Here is a 19,232-nt window from a genome sequence, read left to right as displayed (position 1 = left end):
TGAAACTGTTTTTGTCGCGCTGCGCTCGACCGCGACTTATGCATTGCCTTTAATTGGCACACAATTCATCAGTAATGTTCCAATTGGCGAATTCGTGACGCGGGAATGGTAACCCAATGGCAGAGACGTTGAAGGCAGACGGCGGACGCCTGACGACGCATGTCCTGGACACGGCGACGGGCAAGCCCGCAGCCGGATTGTCGATCTCGCTCTACCATCTCGATGGCGAGGCCCGGACACTTCTGAAGACCGTGGTCACCAATCCCGACGGACGTTGCGATGCGCCGCTGCTGGCCGGCGCCGAATTCCGCACCGGCGAATATGAATTGGTGTTCGCCGCCGGCGACTATCTCCGCGCCCTGCAGACGAAATTGCCCAATCCTGCCTTTTTCGATTTGATCCTGATCCGTTTCGGCATGGCCGATCCGGTGCACTATCATGTGCCGCTGCTCGTCTCGCCCTATGGTTATTCCACCTACCGGGGGAGCTGAAGCATGGCCGCCATACGCAACGAGATCCGCTTCATCTTGAATGGCAGAGATGTCGTGCTGTCGTCGGTTGCGCCCGACGCGACCTTGCTCGACTGGCTGCGGCTCGAACGCTCGCTGCGTGGGACCAAGGAAGGCTGCGCCGAAGGCGATTGCGGCGCCTGCACCGTCCTGGTCGGCAAACTCTCCGATGGTGGGTTGGTCTATGAAGGCGTCAACGCCTGCATCCGCTTTCTCGGGTCGCTGGACGCCACCCATGTCGTGACGATTGAGCATCTGCGCGGTGAGCCCGGCGGGATGCACCCAGTACAGCAGGCGATGGTCGATTTCCACGGCTCGCAATGCGGCTTCTGCACGCCGGGCTTCGTCATGTCGCTCTATGCAATGTGGATGAAGTCTCCGGATCCCTCGGCCGCGACAATCGAAAAGGCTTTGCAGGGCAATCTCTGCCGCTGCACCGGTTACGAGGCGATCATGCGCGCCGCCACAGCCATCTCCAGCTACGGCGAGGCTGCGAACGACCCTCTGGCTGTCGAGCGCGCGGAGATCACCGCCAGGCTGGAGGCCATGCATGACGGCGCGCGGATCGAGATCGGCACCGGCAATTCACGCCTCGTCGTGCCCGCCGACGCCGATGATTTTGCCGCCGTGCTGGATAAGGAACCGGGCGCTACCATCGTCGCCGGGTCGACCGATGTCGGGCTCTGGGTGACCAAGCATATGCGCGCGATCTCGCCGGCCATCTTCATCGGCGATCTCGACGGGCTGTGCGCCATCTCGCAGAAAGACGACGCCATCACCTTTGGCGCCGGCGTCACCTACACCGAAGCGTTCTCGACGCTTGCAAAGCGCATCCCCGCACTGGGCGCCCTGATTGATCGCATCGGTGGCGACCAAGTGCGCAATATGGGCACGGTTGGCGGCAACATCGCCAACGGTTCGCCGATCGGCGACATGCCGCCGCCATTGATCGCTCTCGGCGCGCGCCTGACGCTGCGCAGGGGCGGCACAAGGCGCACGATATTGTTGCAGGATTTTTTCATCGCCTATGGCAGGCAGGATCGACAGCCGGGCGAATTCGTCGAGGCCGTGCACGTCCCAGTGCCGCCCACGGGCACGCATTTTTCCGTCCACAAGGTCACCAAGCGGCGCGATGAAGACATCACGGCCACGCTCGGCGCGTTTTTCCTTGAACTCGCCGGCGACGGCACTGTCGCTGAGGTGCGCATCGCCTATGGCGGCATGGCGGCGACACCGAAGCGGGCCACCGCTGTCGAGAACGCTTTGCGCGGTAAGCCATGGACCGAGCAGACAGTCGAAGCCGCGATGGCAGCATACGCTGGAGATTTCGCGCCGCTGACCGACATGCGCGCCTCGGCCGAATATCGGGCCATGGTGGCGCGCAATCTGCTGCTTCGCTTCTTCGCCGAAACCAGCGGGACCAGCGAGCCGATCAAGGTTTCAAGGCACGCGGCGGCATGATGAACAAGCACGCAGATACCAGCCTCAAAGCCGAGAAGATCGCCGGCGGTGTCGCCAGCGATCAGCGGCATGATTCCGCCCACAAGCATGTCAGCGGCGCCGCCATCTATATCGACGACATGCCGGAGCCGGCAGGCACCCTGCATGGCTGCCTCGGCCTCTCGGCCGCGGCGCACGCCACCATCGTCGAGCTGGATCTTGCGGCCGTGCGTGCCGCGCCTGGAGTGGTCGACGTGCTCACGGCGGCCGACGTCCCTGGCGAGAACGACATTTCGCCGACCGGTCGTCACGACGAGCCGGTGCTTGCCGACGGCAAGATTGAGTTCTTCGGCCAGCCGATTTTCTGCGTCATCGCCGGCACGCGCGAGGAGGCCCGGCGCGCGGCCCTGCTGGCCGTGATCCGGTATGAGGAATTGCCGTTCGTCACCGACGTCGCCGCTCTCGACCCGAAGGAGGACAGGCTGGTTGCGCCGCCCCTCACACTGAAGCGCGGCGACGCCGCCGACGCGATCCGCCAAGCGCCGCGTCGGTTGAAGGGAAGGATGCGGATAGGCGGCCAGGAGCATTTCTATCTCGAGGGCCATATCGCCATGGCTGTGCCCGGCGAGGACCAGGACGTCACCATCTATTCCTCGACGCAGCATCCGAGTGAAGTCCAGCACATGGTGAGCCACGTGCTCAATGTGCCGAGCAACGCCGTGACGGTGGAAATCCGCCGCATGGGCGGCGGCTTCGGCGGCAAGGAAACGCAGGGCAACCAGTTCGCGGCCCTTGCCGCAATCGCGGCGAAGAAACATCAGCGGGCCGTCAAGATCCGCCCGGACCGCGATGACGACATGATCGCCACCGGCAAGCGTCATGACTTCCTTGTCGACTACGAAGTCGGCTTCGACGACGAGGGCAACATTCTGGGCGTCGATTTCATGTTCGCCGCGCGCTGTGGGTTCTCGGCGGATCTGTCGGGCCCCGTGACCGACCGCGCCCTGTTCCACTGCGACAACACTTATTTCTGGCCGGCGGTCCATGCCCAATCCGCCCCGCTCTATACCAACACCGTGTCAAACACCGCCTTTCGCGGTTTTGGCGGGCCGCAGGGCATGGTTGGTGCTGAGCGGGTGATCGAGGAGGTTGCCTTCGCGGTCGGCAAGGACCCGCTGGAAATCCGTAAGAAGAATTTCTACGGCACTTCGGACCGCAACGTCACGCCCTACCATCAGACGGTCGAGGACAACATCGTCGACCGGCTCGTGGCCGAACTGGAGGCGAGTTGCGGCTATGCCCGCCGCCGCCGCACCATTGACGCCTTCAATGCCAACAGCCGTTTCATCAAGCGCGGGCTGGCGCTGACCCCGGTCAAGTTCGGTATTTCCTTCACCGCCACCCATTACAACCAGGCCGGCGCCCTCGTGCACGTCTATACCGACGGTTCGGTGCATCTGAACCATGGCGGTACGGAGATGGGGCAGGGCCTCTACGTCAAGGTCGCGCAGGTGGTCGCTGAGGAGTTCCAGATCGACCTGGACCGGGTCAAGATCACCGCCACCACCACCGGCAAGGTGCCGAATACCTCGGCCACCGCAGCGTCCTCAGGCACCGACCTCAACGGCATGGCGGCGCAGAACGGCGCTCGTCAGATTAAGGACCGGCTGACCGATTTCGCCGCCGAGAAATACCAGGTGTCGCGCGACCAGGTGCTGTTCCTGCCCAACCGGGTGCGTATCGGCAACCAGGAGATCGCGTTCGCCGACTTGGTCAAGCAGGCCTACATGGCCCGCATCCAGCTGTCGGCGGCTGGCTTTTACAAGACGCCGAAGATCCATTGGGATCGTGACAAGGGCGAAGGACGACCCTTCTATTACTTCGCCTATGGCGCGTCCTGCTCGGAAGTTTCGGTCGACACGCTGACCGGGGAATATTTGGTCGAGCGCACCGATATCCTGCATGACGCCGGCCGCTCGCTGAATCGCGCCATCGATATCGGCCAGGTCGAGGGCGGCTTCATACAGGGCATGGGCTGGCTGACCACCGAGGAATTGTGGTGGGACGAGAAGGGCCGGCTTCGCACCCACGCGCCGTCGACCTACAAGATCCCGCTCGCCTCTGACCGGCCCAAGATATTCAACGTCCAGCTGGCGGACTGGCCGGAAGCATTCGAGCCGACGGTGCACCGCTCCAAGGCGGTAGGCGAGCCGCCGCTGCCGCTCGGCATATCGGTGCTGCATGCCCTGTCGGATGCTGTGGCAAGCGTCGCCGATCACAAAATCTGTCCGCGCCTCGATGCTCCGGCGACGCCCGAGCGCGTGCTGATGGCGGTCGAGCGGCTCAAGCGCGAAGCGAAGGCCGGACTTCCATAAGCGTGCAATCCGCCCGCAAAACCCTATTGTTCCCGTAAGGGAAGCGCATGATGACTTCGAAAGTGCAAAGCCTGGAAGACTTCCTTGCCGGCCGGCGCCCCGTCGCCCTGGCCGAAGTGTCTGGCACCAGAGGCTCGACCCCCCGTGAGAAGGGCGCCTTCATGCTCGTTTCGCGGGCGGCGATCTTCGGTACGATCGGCGGCGGCCAGCTCGAATACATGGCCATCGACAAGGCAAGGCAGATGCTTGGGGCGCCAGAAACCGGCCCGGGCGAAAAGGCCGATGGTTGCGCGACCCTCGACGTGCCGCTCGGCCCCGAGATCGGTCAATGCTGCGGCGGGCGCGTCGAAGTGACGATCCGGCTTGTCGACCCGGCGCTCGCCGCCGAACTGGTTGCGGCCGCGCGGGCCGTGGAGGCGCATCTCCCATATGTCTACATCTTCGGCGGCGGCCATGTCGGCCAGTCGCTGGCCTCGGCGGTAGCGCTTCTTCCGGTACGCGTTATCGTCATCGAGACGCGGGCCGAAGCACTTGAGGCCATGCCGGAATCGGTCGAGACACGGCTGACGCCGATGCCGGAGGTCGAGGCGCGCAACGCCCCCGCCGGCACCGCCTTCGCCATCCTTACCCATGATCACGCGCTGGATTTCCTGATTGTTGCCGAAGCGCTGAAGCGTGACGACACCGCCTATGTCGGCATGATCGGTTCGAAGACCAAGAAGGCAACGTTCCGGACCTGGTTCATGAAGTCGGCCGACGGCAGTCAGGTGCAGTTTGGGCGCCTTGTCTCGCCGATCGGCGGCGACGCCGTCAAGGACAAACGCCCGCAGGTCATCGCAGCGCTCGCGGCCGCCGAAATCATGACCGCGCTGGTCACCCATGCGGCCGCCTCGAATGCCGGCCACCAGGCGCCATATGACGCGGCAACAGGCGGCTGACCTCATCGTTCAGGTCACAGCTGCTCGTCGATTTCTCCGGTTCTCAAATCAGTTGCGAAGGTGTTTTCTGCGCGCCTTGGGACTATGAGGGAAAAGCAGATGGAAGTGCTGAAGATCGCGGCCTTTTCGGATGGGGATGCCGGCGGCAATCCCGCTGGCGTCGTGATAGGCGATGCCTTGCCCGATGCGGCCGCCATGCAGCGTATTGCGGCCGACGTCGGCTTCTCAGAAACCGCTTTTGCCGCGCCGCACGGCACTGGTTGGCGGGTCCGCTATTTCTCGCCGGAATCGGAAGTCCCCTTCTGTGGCCATGCCACCATTGCCCTCGGCGCGGCGCTGGTCCGGCAATTTGGCGATGGGGTTTTCCCGTTGACTCTCAACCAGGCGAGCATCACCGTCGAAGGGTTTCGCGATGGTGCCAATGTCGCGGCGGCGCTGCAATCGCCGCCGACCAGCAGCAAGCCAGCCCCGCCTCGGCTGGTTGCCGAAGCGCTGGAGCTCTTCGGCTATACGCCCGCCGACCTCGATCCCGCGATACCGCCGGCGCTGATCCACGGCGGCGCCGACCATCTTGTCCTGGCCCTCGGCACGCGCGAGGCGCTCGCCGCAATGGCCTATGAGATCAAGGCAGGGCAGACCCTGATGCGCCGCGAAGGGCTGGTTACGATACTCCTCGCCTTTGCCGAAACGCCGCGTCTTTTCCACACCCGCAATCCTTTTGCTTCCGGCGGTGTCTACGAGGATCCTGCAACGGGCGCGGCGACGGCAGCCTTCGCCGGTTATCTTCGTGACATAGGCTGGGCACATGGCGGCGCGATTGAGATCGTGCAAGGCGAGGACATGGGCATGCGCTCGCGCCTGCGCGCGGACATCCCGCCGGCCGCGGGCAGCTCGATCAAAGTCTCGGGAACGGCCAGGATGATGGACCAGGCATAGAAGCGTCGCTCCATGCGGAAGGGCGGCTCATCGGAGCTATCGCTTGCCTGCAAGGATCTCGTTGATCAGCCGCTGGCAACGCTCGGCCATGAAATCGAGCAGCAGTCGCACCTTGGGATCCTGCAATTTCTTGTGCGGGTAGACGGCGGCGAACTGAACCGGCACCGGCGGTGTATGAGCTAGAATGACCTTGAGCCGGCGGTCGCGGATGAACGGCTCGACCTCGAAGCGGGGTTTGTTGATGATCCCGCGTCCGGACAAGGCCCAGCCGGTGAGGACATCGCCATCGTCCGTGTCGTATGGTCCATGCACCTCGAATTTCTGAGGGCCGGCCGACGTCTGCAGCGTCCATACATATTCGCGCGCGCCGGAATAACGCAGCATCAGGCAGTCATGCCTCCTGCCGATCAGCTCCTGCGGCTCTGCGGGCTCGCCACGCGTCTCGAGATATTTCGGCGCCGCCACCAGCACGCGTTCGCATTCCATGATGCCGCGCATCCGGAGGCTGGAATCCTCGATGATGCCGAGCCGGAAGGCGACGTCGATGCCCTCCTTCATGATATCGACATTGTGGTCTGAAAGCCGAAGCCGAACCTCGATATCCGGATATTTGTCGTGGAAATCGGGGATGCCCGACGCCACGATCCGGCGGCCGAGACCGAGCGGAGCCGTGACGCGTACGGTGCCCCGCGGTTGGCCGGACAATGCCGAGACCGCGGCTTCGGCCTCCGTGATTGCCTCCAGCACCTGCTTGGCGCCCGGGTAGAAAACGGTACCGTGTTCGGTCGGCATCAGCTGCCGCGTCGTGCGGTTGAACAGCCGCACGCCAAGATGCTTCTCCAGTTCCTTGATGCGGTTGGACGCGACCGCAGGCGAGATGCGCATATCGCGGCCCGCCGCCGACAGGTTGCCGAGTTCGACGACGCGGACAAAGACGGCGATGTTGTCGAGATAGGCCATTTCGTCCGGGGCTCTCACGCGGCTACACGCGGCAGACTAGTATTTTCCAATTTTTTTTGAAAGTCATCGCGCACCTCACCTCTTTCCGTTTGCGTTCCAACCCGTAAAGTCGCGGGAATCCGCAGGGACGACTTCGATGATGGACTTCGCGATTTTCTGGGACTGGCTGAGCTTTGCCGTCCGCTGGCTACATGTCATCACCGGCATCGCCTGGATCGGCTCGTCCTTCTATTTCGTCGCGCTCGATCTCGGCCTGACCCAACGTCCCGGCATGCCGGTCGGCGCCTTCGGCGAGGAGTGGCAGGTGCATGGCGGCGGCTTCTATCACATCCAGAAATATCTGGTGGCGCCGGCCGAGATGCCGGAGCACCTGACCTGGTTCAAATGGGAATCCTACGCCACCTGGCTGTCCGGTTTCGCCATGCTGTGCGTGGTCTACTATGCCGGCGCCGACCTGTTCCTGATCGATCCCAACGTGCTCAACATCTCGGTGCCGGTCGGCATCCTTCTGTCGCTGGCGACGATCGGCGTCGGTTGGGTCGTGTATGACCTGCTGTGCCGATCGCCGCTGGGCAAAAGCGATACCGGCCTGATGCTGGTGCTCTACTGCGTGCTGGTGTTCATCGCCTGGGGGCTGACACATCTGTTCACCGGCCGCGCCGCGTTTCTGCATCTTGGCGCCATCACCGCGACGATCATGTCGGCCAACGTCTTCATGGCCATCATCCCGAACCAGAAGATTGTCGTCGCCGACCTGATCGCCGGCCGCAAGCCGGATCCGAAATACGGCAAGATCGCCAAGCAGCGTTCGCTGCATAACAACTACCTGACGCTGCCCGTGCTGTTCCTGATGCTTTCGAACCATTATCCGCTGGCGTTCGGCACTGAGTTCAACTGGGTCATCGCCTCGTTGGTCTTCATCATCGGCGTGCTGATCCGGCATTATTTCAACACCGTCCACGCCCGCAAGGGCAACCCGCACTGGACCTGGCTTGGCGCGCTTGTCCTGTTCATCATCATCATGTGGTTGTCGACCGCGCCGAAGCTGCTGACCGGCGAACCCAAGGAATCGGCGGCGGCTCGGGTCTATGTCGCGTCGGCGCATTTTCCGGCCGTGCGTGACACAGTGCTCGGCCGTTGCTCGATGTGTCATTCTGCCGAACCGGTCTATGAGGGCATCTATCATGCGCCCAAGGGCGTGATGCTCGACACCGACGCCAACATCGCCAACCACGCTCGCGAGATCTATCTGCAGGCAGGCCGCAGCCACGCCATGCCACCCGCCAACGTGTCGCAAATATCGGACAAGGAGCGCGCGCTGCTGGTGGCATGGTACGAAGGCGCGGAGAAATAGGCATGAGTTCGACCCTCCTGCGTGGCCGCACGCTGTCGTTCCTGCGCTGGCCGGAAACCATCGATGACCAGGCCGCCTGGCGCTACGAGGAGGATGGCGGCCTGCTGCTGCGCGATGGCAGGATCGTTGCTGCTGGCGCGTATAGCGATGTCGAAAGACTGGCTGGCGAAGCGACAGAGAAGATCGACCATCGGCCACATCTGCTGCTCCCCGGCTTCATCGACGCGCATGTGCATGTCCCGCAGATGCAGGTCATCGCCTCCTATGGCGCCGAACTGCTCGACTGGCTGAACACCTACACGTTCCCGGAAGAAGCGAAATTCGCCGACGCCCAGCATGGCCGCCGCATCGCGCGGCTGTTCCTCGACGAGATGGTGCGCCACGGCACCACGACGGTCGCCGCCTACTGCTCGGTGCACAGGGCGTCGGTCGAATCCTTCTTTGCCGAGTCGCATGACCGCGACATGCTCAACATCGCCGGCAAGGTGATGATGGACCGCAACGCACCGGAGGGGGTGCTCGACACGCCGCAATCCGGCTATGACGACACGAAGGCGCTGATCAAGGAATGGCACGGCAAGGGTCGCCAGCGCTACGCCATCACGCCGCGCTTCGCCATCACCTCGTCGCCTGAGCAACTGGAAATGGCGGGCGCGCTGTGCCGCGAACATCCCGACCTGCACATGCAGACGCATCTGTCGGAAAACCATGCCGAGATCGCGCTTACGCAGGACCTTTACCCCTGGTCGCGCGACTACACCGACATCTACGAGCATTATGGGTTGCTGGGGAAGAAGAGCCTGTTCGGCCACTGCATCCATCTGTCGGAACGCGAGGCCGACGCCTTGTCGCAGAGCGGTTCGGTGGCGGTGTTCTGCCCGACTTCGAACCTGTTCCTTGGTTCCGGCCTGTTCGACTACCAGCGCTATCGCCGCCGCGACAAGCCGCTCCGCATCGCCACCGCCACCGATGTCGGCGGCGGAACCAATTATTCCATGCTGCGCACCATGGATGAGGGCTACAAGGTGATCGCGCTGAACGGCGAGAAGCTGAACCCGTTCCAGTCTTTCTGGCAGATCACGCGCGGCAATGCCGAGGCACTGTCGGTGCAGGAGAGGGTCGGCACGCTGGAGGAAGGCACCGATGCCGATATCGTGGTGCTGGATGCCCGCGCCACGCCCGCAATGCGGCTGCGCATGGAAACGGTGACCACTCTGGCCCAGGAACTCTTTCTCCTGCAAACGCTTGGCGACGACCGCACGGTGCGCGAGGTCTATGTCGCCGGGCGGGCAGCGAAGACGGATATCGCGTCTTAGAAGCCGCGCCGTTGTACACGACTTGACCGCAGGGCGGCCATCGGTCAAAGCGTGCGGCGAAGCTGACAGGGGGACGACATGCCCGTTGCCGAAGACATCGCTCTGATCAAGAGCCAAGAAACGACGCTTGTCTTTTCCACCTTCGATGAAGCCGTCGCGTTCAAGATCGGTTCGGCCATCCGCGAGCGCGCGCTCGCTGAAAGCCTGCCGATCATCGTCGACATCAGGACCTTCGACAGGCCGCTTTTCTATGCCGCCATGCCGGGTTCCAACGCCTCCAATCCGGACTGGGCGCGGCGCAAGGTCAATGTGGTCAGGCGGTTCCTCAGAAGCAGCTATCGCATGGTGCTGGAGCAGCAGCGCCCAGACCGCGCCTTCAAGCTCGGTGAAGGCCTCGACATTGCGGACTATGTGCTGGCCGGCGGCGGCTTTCCGGTGACGGTCAAGGGCGCCGGCGTCATCGGCGTCATCGCCGTGTCGGGCCTGCCGGAGCGCGAGGACCACGGCGTGGTCGTCGATGCGATCTGCGAGCATCTCGGGATCGACAGGCGCGGACTGGCGCTACCGCCGGAAGCCGAATGACCCTTACTGACCCGAAATCGTTCCTCATCGCCATCTTCGACGCCGCAGTTGCCGCGGCCGACCCGGAACGCACCATCCGGGATCATCTGCCGGCCAGGCCGAAGGGCCGCACCATCGTCATTGGCGCGGGCAAGGGCTCGGCGCAGATGGCTGCGGCGTTCGAGAAGGCGTGGGACGGGCCGCTCGAAGGGCTTGTCGTCACCCGCTATGGCTATGGCGCCAAATGCGAACGCGTAGAGATTATCGAGGCAGCACATCCGGTGCCTGACGCGGCCGGGCTCGAGGCCTCGAGGCGCCTGCTCGAAAAGGTCCAGGGTTTGACGGCCGACGATTTGGTCGTTGCGCTGATTTCCGGTGGCGGGTCGGCCCTCCTGCCCGCGCCGGCAAAGGGCTTGACGCTCGCCGACGAAATCGCCGTCAACGAGGCGCTGCTTGCTTCAGGAGCGCCCATCGCAGCCATGAACACTATCCGCAAGCACGTCTCCACCATCAAAGGCGGTCGGTTGGCGGCAGCGGCGTGGCCGGCCAGGGTGGTTTCGCTGGTGGTATCCGATATCCCTGGCGATAATCCGGCTTTGGTCGCCTCGGGCCCGACCGTTCCCGACAGCGGCAGCCGCCAGGACGCGCTGGCGTCGATCTCGGCCTATGGCGTGAAACTGCCTGCAGCGGTGATGGCGCATATCAACTCTCCGGCCGCCGATGCCCCAAGCCCGGACGATGATCGTTTCTTGCGCAACGAAGTCCATCTGATTGCCTCCGCCGGCGTCTCGCTGGAGGCGGCAGCCGCGCAAGCCAAGCGCTTGGGCATCGATGCGGTCATCCTGTCCGACTCCATCGAAGGCGAAGCGCGCGAAGTCGGCGGCGTCCATGCCGCGATCGCTCGCGAAGTGGCGACACGCGATCGGCCGTTTCGGAAACCGGTGCTGATCCTCTCGGGCGGAGAAACGACCGTCACCCTGCGTGCTAAGGGCAAGGGCGGCCGCAACTCGGAGTTCCTGCTCGCCTTCGCCATCGGCATCAGCGGCGTCGATGGCATTCATGCATTGGCCGCCGACACCGACGGCATCGACGGGTCGCAAGACAATGCCGGCGCTTTCGCCGACGGTTCGACGGTCTCGCGGATGCGCGCGGCAGGCGTCGACGCCAAAGCAATGCTGGCTGGCAACAATGCCTGGACGGCCTTCAACGCGGTTGGCGATCTGTTCGTGCCAGGACCTACGGGCACGAACGTCAATGATCTAAGGGCGATCCTGATCAGGTAGAGCGCGAAAGGGGCAACACGCTGCCCAGCGCCCATCTCAAGTAGCCATCAGGGCCTTGACCTGCTTCATGTCGTGCAAGAACCGCGCGCGCTCCGCCTCCTTGTCCGCCGGCTCGTGGATGCGCAGGATGAAGGAGGGATGGATGGTGATGAAGACGCGCAGACCGTCCTCGCGCTCAATCACCTGGCCACGCATTTTCGTCACCGGGATTGCCTTGCCCAGCAGCGACAACGCCGCCGTCGCGCCGAGCGCCACGGCAAGGTCGGGCTTGATCAGCGCGAATTCCCTGTCGATCCACCAACGGCACGCCTGCACCTCGCCGGCATTCGGCTTGGAGTGGATGCGGCGCTTGCCGCGCGGCTCGAATTTGAAATGCTTGACCGCATTGGTGACATAGACCTTCTGCCGGTCGACCCCGGCATCGTCGAGTATGGCGTCGAACACCTTGCCTGCCGGGCCGATGAACGGTTTGCCGGCGAGGTCCTCCTGATCGCCGGGTTGCTCGCCGACGAAGATCACCTTGGCATTGTCCGGCCCCTCGCCGAAAACGGTCTGGGTCGCGTCGCGCCACAGCGGGCAGCGACGGCACCCCTTTGCCGCTTCGCGCAATTCAGAAGTCGTCGTGGCATCATCGAGTTCAGGCAACGCGTCCTGCTTCGGCCAGTGCTTGGCCTGCACCTTGGCGTGATGCGGGGCCGGCTCCGTCGGCATTCTGGCAATCATCTCTTTGGCGGCCTTGTCCGCTCCTGCGATCAGTTCTGGAATGAGCGAAGCCTCGGGAAGGTTCCGCCAGTACTTCTTCGGCATCTCCTTCTGCATTGCCTTCACCTTCAGCCGCGCCGGGTTGAAGATGTTCTCGAAATAGGTGCGCCACAGCGCCTCGGTGTCGTCCTGGTCGGGGGCATCGCCCTTGGCCGCGCCCGGCCCGATGGCCAGCCTCTCGCCGTCCCAGTCGGCGGAAGCATGCGGCGTCAGGATAGTCCAGCGCATACCGGTGAAACGCCTGACGAAAAAATCAGCGTTGCGCTCGACGATGAAATGATCCGGTTCGAACCAGGCAACGTAGCGTTCGTCATCGCCATCGCCGATCTTCCGGAAGCGCACGAAGGCGTGCATCTTGTGGCTGTCGCGTCGCACCGCCTTTTCCATGGCTTCAAGCCGCCTGGTGTCGGGATCCGACGCGATGGCCAGCAGTTTGGGCTCGATGCGCAGCCGCCACAGCAGCCGGTAGAGAAATGCAAACCGGCTGGGATCGGAATGGCAGAAGGCTGTTTCCGCTCGGCCGATGAAATCCCGTGGCACCACGAGTTGCGCGCCTGAAGGCACAGCCGGCAAATCTCCTGGCCTCTGCTCCGAGCCGATCGCGACGCTCCAATTAATATCGTCAGGCCCGACTTCATTGAGCGCCAGCCGCCGCGCAGCATCGCGCCAGCCGGCGAAATCGGTCTCGCTGTCGAGCCGGACATTGTATCGGGCCAGATTGAGTTCAGCCGGCTGCATCTCAAAACAACGACAGCTGTTCGCAGGAACGCACGATGGTTTCGCGCAAGCCGGCCTTGTCCGTGAGCGTGCCCGGTGTCCAGCCCTCCGCGATGATGAAAGGCCTGAGTTTGGCGATGGACTGGCAAATACGCCCGACATCCTCGAGGCGCAGCCGCTTATGGCGCCGCGTCGTCAGAATTTTCGCCACTACCTTCGTGCCGAGACCAGGCACGCGCAACAGCGCTTCACGATCGGCGCGGTTGATGTCGACCGGAAATTGCCCCCTATTGCGCAGCGCCCAGGCCAGCTTCGGATCGATGGCGAGGTCAAGCATGCCGTCGCTGCTGCCGGCCAGGATCTCCGGCTGCGAGAAACCATAGAAGCGCATCAGCCAGTCGGCCTGATAGAGCCGGTGCTCGCGCATCAGCGGCGGCTTCTGCAGCGGCAGGGCCGATGACGAATCCGGTATCGGGCTGAAGGCCGAATAATAGACCCGCCGCAAATGATAACTGCCATAGAGCCGCGCGCTGGTGTGCAATATGCCGTCGTCGGATGTCTTGTCGGCGCCCACGATCATCTGCGTCGACTGGCCGCCGGGCGCGAAACGCTCCCGCTTCTTTGTTCGCAGTGTCGGCTCGGCCTTTTCCTCCATTTTCTGGCGCAACTTCGCCATGGATAGGCGGATTGTTTCCGGCTTCTTCTCCGGCGCCAGCCGTTTCACGCCCTCGTCGGTCGGGAGTTCGACATTGATCGACAGCCGGTCTGCATAGAGGCCTGCCTTTTCGACCAGCTCGGCCGAGCTTTCCGGAATGGTCTTAAGATGGATATAGCCGGAGAACTTCTCCTCCAGGCGCAGCCGCCGCGCCACCTCGACCATCTCGCCCATTGTTTCGTCGGGCGAACGGATGACGCCGGAGGACAGGAACAGGCCCTCGATATAGTTGCGCCGGTAGAAATCCATCGTCAGCTTCACCACCTCGTCGACGCTGAATCGAGCCCGGCGCACGTTCGATGACGAGCGGTTGATGCAATAGCTGCAATCGTAGATGCAGAAATTGGTCAGCAGTATTTTCAAGAGGGAAATGCAGCGGCCGTCGGGCGCATAGGAATGGCAGATGCCCATGCCCTCGATGGAGCCGATGCCGCCGGTTTTCTTCGAATCTTTTTTCGTCGAGCCTGAAGAGGCGCAGGAGGCGTCGTACTTGGCTGCGTCGGACAGGATCGCCAGCTTATCACGGATGGTGGGCACGCTCATCCGTTCATGTTACGTTCTTATGACCCCGGGCGCTACATCATTTTGCGTTGCGGACCGAAAAAGTGAGATCACACCTCATACAGATAGAGGTGATAGTCGAGTTCGCTGACGGTGCGCGCCACCCGCAGATATTCGGACTGCTTGATAGCGACGAAGGTTCTGTGCAGGTCTTCGCCAAGCGCATCCTTCAGGAACGTCGATCCCCGTGCCGCCTCGATGGCTGAGCGCCAGTCGACCGGCATCGTCGTGCGGGTGACCGCCGCCTCGTAGCCATTGCCGGTCGTTTCCGGGCCGGGGTCGAGACCCTCATCCAGTCCCTTGACGATGCCGGCCAGCACGGTCGCCGCGATCAGGTAGGGATTGGCGTCGACACCGGAGGGCCGGTGCTCGATGCGCCGATTCTTTGCATCGCCGGCCGGCACGCGCAGCGCCACCGAACGGTTGTTGACGCCCCAGGTCGGCGCAACCGGCGCGTAGGATTGCGAAACAAAGCGCCGCCAGGAATTGGCGTGCGGCGCAAACACCAGCATCGATTCGGCCATCGTCTGGATCAGCCCGCCGAGCCCTTGCAGCAATGGCAGCGACCAGCTCTCGCCTCCGGCTTCGGCAAAGACATTGCGGCCGGCCTTGTCCTGCAGCGAGACATGGAAATGCATGCCGGAACCGGCATATTTCTCGATCGGCTTGGCCATGAAGCAGGCGGTCACGCCATGTCGGCGCGCCTGGGCGCGCACCAGCCGCTTCAGCATCACCAGGTCGTCGGCTGCCCGCATCACGTCTTTGCGGTAGTTAAGGGTCAGCTCGTATTGGCCGGGCGCATATTCGGAGATCACCGTCTCGGCCGGGATACCCTGTGCCTTGGCCGCGGCATAGATGTCGGAGAACAGCGGCTCCATGCCATGCAGGTGATCGACCGAATAGACCTCCGTCTTGCCGGAAACGCGGCCATCGAGCACCGCGCGCGCCGGCTGCACCTTGCCGTCGGCGTCGCGCTCGTTGGCCAGCAGGAAGAATTCCAGTTCGAAGGCGCCGGCCGGATAGAGGCCCCTGGCCGCCAGGATATCGACCTGCCTTGCCAAGGCTAGCCGCGGATCCGACGACATCGGCCGTCCATCGAGCATGTACATCGCCATCAGCAATTGGCCGCGCGGCGGATTTGTGCCGTAGAGCGGCACCAGCGTGCCGGGAATCGGCCAGGCCCGTAAATCGCCGTCGCCGGTGGTCCAGATCAGGCCGGTTTCGTGCACATCCTCGCCGGTGATGTCGAGGCCGAGGATGGAGATCGGCATATGGCGGCCGCCCTCGAAAATGCCTTTCAGCTCATGCCGGCGCACGATCTTGCCGCGGCCAACGCCGTTGGCGTCGGTCAGCACGATGTCGAAGGCCTCGATCTCGGGATGGGCCTCGAGAAAGGCCAGCGCTTCGGTGGGCGACGATCCCGAAGGAGACGTCACGATGCCATCAGGATTGTCCATGGCCGCTTGTCTCATGCCGCGAGCCTTGCCGCAACCGCGCCAAAGGCCGTGATCAGGCGGTTGACCTGAGCGGTCGACGTCGCGGGCGATATCAGCATCATATTGTGGAAAGGCGCGATCAGCACGCCACGATTGACCAGGGCGACATGGATGGCGGCTTCGAGCTCCGGAGCATGCGCAGTCTCGGCTTCCGCGCCATTGCGAAGCGGCCCGGGCGCACAGATGAATTCGACGCGGGCCCCCACGCGGGCGACGTGCCATGGAAGATCGTAGCGGTCGATCACGCCGGTCAGCCCGGCATCAAGCCGCCGCGCCAGATGGTCCATGCGCTCATAATTCTCATCGGTCATCACCTTTTCCAGCGTGGCGCGCATCGCGGCGAACTGCAGCGGGTTTGCCGAAAGCGTCGTGCCCATGCCGGAATAGCCCGGCTCCTTGGTCCTGTTGTAATCGGCGTAGCGCGAGGCGACCTCCTCGCTCATGCCCCACACGCTTGCCGGAATGCCGCCGGCGATAGGCTTACCAAGCACGAAGAGATCCGGATCGAGCCCATATTTCCTGGTGTAGCCGCCGGGCCCGGTAGAGATTGTATGCGTCTCGTCGATCAGAAGCAGGGTGCCCGCTTCACGCGTGAGCTTGCGCAGGGCATCGTGAAAGCCCGGATCGGCGAGCACCATGCAGGAATTGGTCAGCACCGGCTCGGTGATGACGCAGGCGACATCCTTGTCCCTGAGCGCCGCTTCAAGCGCGGGAATGTCGTTGAACTCGATGATTTTCGTCGCCCGGGTCAGGTCGCGGAACTCGCCCGCCAATCCAGGCCGGTTGACGGGCTTGCCATCGATCAAGCGCACCATCGTCTCGTCGACGGAGCCGTGATAGCAGCCATTGAAGACCAGGATCTTTTCGCGTCCCGTGACGGCGCGGGCAACGCGCAACGCAAAGCGGTTGGCGTCGGTCGCCGTCGTCGCGATCTGCCAGAAAGGCAGGCCGAAGCGCTGCTGCAACAGCGGGCCGATAGCGAGCGCATCTTCCGACGGCAGCATATAGGTCAAGCCGCGGCCGGCCTGGTGGCGGATAGCGCGGGCCACCGGCGCTGGCGAGTGGCCGAACATCGAGCCCGTGTCGCCCAGGCAGAAATCGTCGAGCCTGTTGCCATCGATGTCGATAATCGTGGCGCCTTTTGCGCTGTCGACCAGGATCGGAAATGGCGTCGGCCAATCGTTCATCCAGTGCATGGGAACGCCGCCGAAGAAGCCGGGCAGGCCGTTGCCGACCTTGGCCTCGGATTTCGGTCGTGCCACGCGGAAAGCCGCGCCCTCGGTCTCGCGCAACTCGGCGATGCGCTTACGGTCTATGCCGCCAATGGTGTTTGAACTGCTGTGCATGGAAACCCCTCTTGCCTCTACCTCTTAGCCAATCCACGGCCGCAATCGCAACTGGCCGAGCGCAGGCTTCCATTGGCTCAGCCTTCGGTGGAAGCGCTTGACCGTGCTGGCGACGTTGGTGCCAAATGAGCGCGAGTTGTTGGGGGAAACAATGCGGATCATGGGCTGCGCGACGATGCTGTTGTCGATGTTGTCGACGGCTGGCACTGCTTTCGCCTCGGGCGGCATCTGGTGCAATGTCGACGATAGTGCGGTGGCATTGGACGTCGCTGCCGGCGTCACCAGAGGCCTGGGCGGCCCGACTTTCAACTTTCGCGGCAACCTGGAAATCAAGGCGAGGGCGGTCGGTGATGGATTACGCAAGACTGTGTTCGAGCAATCCAACCTGACCCAATACTGGCTCGACAACAAGGAGTTGCGGCTGAACATCTACCACGAACAGGATGTCGCCAAGAGCTTCAGCTCCGTCGAATTGACGATCCTGACCACGGCCAGCGATGAAGGTGTCTATGATGGCAAATACACGCTTGCCATCTATGACAGCGCCGCCGACAGGGACAAGGACGGCGAGACCACCGATCTGACGGGCAAGGTCTCGTGCGGAGCCGAGTGATCGGCTGCGTCGGGCTAAGCCGAAATGTCGATGACGCCGCAATCCCCGGCCGCACTGCCGAACGCGATGCGGCGTTCTTGCCTGTCCCACATCATCGAGGTGACGGCGCCCTTCCCCTGCCGGCGCAGCAATACCTCCTTGGCGTCGGCGAAGCGGGCGGCGATCACCATCCCGTCGTCGTAGCCGATCGCGACGACATCCTGGCTTGGATGGCATGCCACGCAGGTCACCATCGTGTTGCCGCGCGTGCCCAGTTCCAGCGGCGCCTTGCCCATCGGCCCGTCCTTGCCTGAAAACGGCCAGACGATCGCCGCCGGCGCACCGGAACTTGCCAGCCACTTGCCCTTGGCGCTCCAGGACAGGCTTTTGACCTTGCCGGGATAGCCGGTCATGCGCATGTGCTTGCCATCGGCCAGCTTCCAGCCGTGCAGCGCGTTTTCCTGCATCGTGGTGACGAGGAAGGCGCCGTCTGGCGAAAAGGTGATGCCGGTATGGGCGCCCGCCCATTCCAATTCCACCGGCTTGCCCTCGGCGGCCGGGAAATGCAGCGTCGCGCCATTGTAGCGGGCAACGCCGAAGCGCATGCCCTTGGGCGAAAACGCCAGCCCCTCGACGGAACGCGGGTGCACAAACTCGCGCGTCTTGCCGTCGGCGAAGCGCACCAGGGCAGTCTTCCCGGTCGCATAGGCGATGGCGCCCTGCGGGCCGGCGGCGACGCTGGTGATCCACTTCTTGCCGGCACTGGCCAGTTCCACGACATCGCCGCCCGCTTTGACGGTGAACACCTTGCCGTCCTCGCCGCCGGTGATCAGCCGGTCATTGGCGGCATCGTGGATGGCCGCGAGCAGCCCGTCATTGGCCGGGACTGACTTGTGGCCATTGTCGAGCCGGTGGACTGAACCGTCGGCCAGCGCGAAATGCGGCACGTCGTCGAGGAAGACAGCGGCCATGCAATGGCCTTCGAGATCAAGCGGGGCGACGGTCGGCATGGCAAGTCTCAACGGTCATTCGTTCGTTCCAGCGCAGGATGACGGTGTCCACGATCGGAACCGGGCCGCCTTGATAGGTGAAGACAAACCATTTGTCCCAGTTTTCGATAAGCCAGAATTTCGAAATGGCGCGTTTTTTCTCGAACAGGCTTTCAGCCGGCAACACCGCCAGGACCAGACCTGCCTTGTAGCCGGATGCAACCATGAGGCCGAGGCCGGCCGCAGAGTCATGAGGATCGAAAACCAGCAGATCGACCGGGCCGGAGCCGGGCCCGAGATCGTAATTGTCGGACAGTCGGACCATATCGCCGACGATCAAGAAATCCTCGGCAAGAGCGAGCAGACGCGGCATTGCCTTCAG

General features: G+C 63.4%; 17 protein-coding genes. 10 read left to right on the top strand and 7 right to left on the bottom strand.

All coding sequences use genetic code 11. The features are described 5' to 3' along the window. The first annotated feature begins 116 nt into the window (after positions 1-116). The 5 genes from uraH (at position 117) to LB513_RS12555 (ending at position 6,198) form a co-directional block, all read left to right on the top strand. Positions 117-491, top strand: a complete 375-nt coding sequence (gene uraH, locus LB513_RS12575) for a hydroxyisourate hydrolase (protein WP_224663826.1) — start codon at positions 117-119, stop codon at positions 489-491. 3 nt (positions 492-494) lie between these two features. Then, entirely contained in the window at positions 495-1,970 is a 1,476-nt protein-coding gene (gene xdhA, locus LB513_RS12570) for a xanthine dehydrogenase small subunit (RefSeq protein WP_224663825.1), read from the top strand. Beyond that, positions 1,970-4,324, top strand: coding sequence for a xanthine dehydrogenase molybdopterin binding subunit (gene xdhB, locus LB513_RS12565; protein WP_224663824.1), 2,355 nt, complete (start codon positions 1,970-1,972; stop codon positions 4,322-4,324). Before xdhA ends, xdhB begins: the two co-directional genes overlap by 1 nt. 50 nt (positions 4,325-4,374) lie before the next feature. Continuing rightward, positions 4,375-5,262, top strand: a complete 888-nt coding sequence (gene xdhC / locus LB513_RS12560; RefSeq protein ID WP_224663965.1) for a xanthine dehydrogenase accessory protein XdhC — start codon at positions 4,375-4,377, stop codon at positions 5,260-5,262. Positions 5,263-5,361: 99 nt separating this feature from the next. Next, positions 5,362-6,198: a PhzF family phenazine biosynthesis protein gene (locus LB513_RS12555; protein ID WP_224663823.1), complete on the top strand. Its 837-nt coding sequence runs from the start codon at positions 5,362-5,364 to the stop codon at positions 6,196-6,198. Positions 6,199-6,234: 36 nt separating this feature from the next. Here LB513_RS12555 and LB513_RS12550 read toward each other — a convergent pair whose 3' ends face one another. Then, a complete protein-coding gene (locus LB513_RS12550; protein ID WP_224663822.1) occupies positions 6,235-7,158 on the bottom strand; it encodes a LysR family transcriptional regulator in 924 nt (307 codons plus the stop codon). Positions 7,159-7,294: 136 nt separating this feature from the next. On the opposite strand from LB513_RS12550, the gene LB513_RS12545 reads away from it, so the two are divergent. From LB513_RS12545 to LB513_RS12530, 4 genes are all read left to right on the top strand, one after another. Next, positions 7,295-8,512 carry a urate hydroxylase PuuD gene (locus LB513_RS12545; protein ID WP_224663821.1) on the top strand — a complete coding sequence of 406 codons (1,218 nt, stop codon included), beginning with the start codon at positions 7,295-7,297 and terminating at the stop codon, positions 8,510-8,512. A 2-nt stretch (positions 8,513-8,514) separates the two neighbouring features. Continuing rightward, a complete protein-coding gene (gene guaD, locus LB513_RS12540) occupies positions 8,515-9,828 on the top strand; it encodes a guanine deaminase (RefSeq protein WP_224663820.1) in 1,314 nt (437 codons plus the stop codon). 78 nt (positions 9,829-9,906) lie between these two features. After that, positions 9,907-10,410, top strand: a complete 504-nt coding sequence (locus tag LB513_RS12535; RefSeq protein WP_224663819.1) for a heme-degrading domain-containing protein — start codon at positions 9,907-9,909, stop codon at positions 10,408-10,410. Continuing rightward, the gene (locus LB513_RS12530) at positions 10,407-11,672 is read left to right on the top strand and encodes a glycerate kinase (RefSeq protein WP_224663818.1); all 1,266 of its coding nucleotides are present in this window, start codon (positions 10,407-10,409) and stop codon (positions 11,670-11,672) included. The genes LB513_RS12535 and LB513_RS12530 overlap by 4 nt, the downstream gene beginning before the upstream one ends. A 36-nt stretch (positions 11,673-11,708) precedes the next feature. Here the strand turns inward: LB513_RS12530 and LB513_RS12525 are convergent, their stop codons facing one another. The 4 genes from LB513_RS12525 to LB513_RS12510 all read right to left on the bottom strand — a co-directional run bounded on the left by LB513_RS12525 (position 11,709) and on the right by LB513_RS12510 (position 17,269). Next, entirely contained in the window at positions 11,709-13,172 is a 1,464-nt protein-coding gene (locus LB513_RS12525) for a UdgX family uracil-DNA binding protein (RefSeq protein WP_224663817.1), read from the bottom strand. 1 nt (position 13,173) lies between these two features. Beyond that, positions 13,174-14,409, bottom strand: coding sequence for a putative DNA modification/repair radical SAM protein (locus tag LB513_RS12520; protein ID WP_224663816.1), 1,236 nt, complete (start codon positions 14,407-14,409; stop codon positions 13,174-13,176). Between the two features lie 68 nt (positions 14,410-14,477). After that, the gene (locus tag LB513_RS12515; RefSeq protein ID WP_224663964.1) at positions 14,478-15,884 is read right to left on the bottom strand and encodes a glutamine synthetase family protein; all 1,407 of its coding nucleotides are present in this window, start codon (positions 15,882-15,884) and stop codon (positions 14,478-14,480) included. Positions 15,885-15,895: 11 nt separating this feature from the next. After that, a complete protein-coding gene (locus LB513_RS12510) occupies positions 15,896-17,269 on the bottom strand; it encodes an aspartate aminotransferase family protein (RefSeq protein ID WP_224663815.1) in 1,374 nt (457 codons plus the stop codon). A 151-nt stretch (positions 17,270-17,420) separates the two neighbouring features. Here LB513_RS12510 and LB513_RS12505 point away from each other — a divergent pair, with 151 nt between their 5' ends. Further along, positions 17,421-17,882: a hypothetical protein gene (locus LB513_RS12505; protein ID WP_224663814.1), complete on the top strand. Its 462-nt coding sequence runs from the start codon at positions 17,421-17,423 to the stop codon at positions 17,880-17,882. Positions 17,883-17,896: 14 nt separating this feature from the next. Here the strand turns inward: LB513_RS12505 and LB513_RS12500 are convergent, their stop codons facing one another. Both LB513_RS12500 and imm45 read right to left on the bottom strand, forming a co-directional pair. After that, on the bottom strand, positions 17,897-18,871 hold the full coding sequence (locus LB513_RS12500) for a WD40 repeat domain-containing protein (RefSeq protein WP_224663813.1): 975 nt from the start codon (positions 18,869-18,871) through the stop codon (positions 17,897-17,899). Continuing rightward, a complete protein-coding gene (gene imm45, locus LB513_RS12495) occupies positions 18,849-19,223 on the bottom strand; it encodes an Imm45 family immunity protein (protein ID WP_224663812.1) in 375 nt (124 codons plus the stop codon). The genes LB513_RS12500 and imm45 overlap by 23 nt, the downstream gene beginning before the upstream one ends. Positions 19,224-19,232 lie beyond the last annotated feature (9 nt).

It is taken from the genome of Mesorhizobium sp. ES1-1 (assembly GCF_020164785.1).
Classification (GTDB): domain Bacteria; phylum Pseudomonadota; class Alphaproteobacteria; order Rhizobiales; family Rhizobiaceae; genus Mesorhizobium.
The sequence above is the reverse complement of the archived record's forward strand: the minus strand, read 5'-3'. Positions and strand labels throughout refer to the sequence as shown.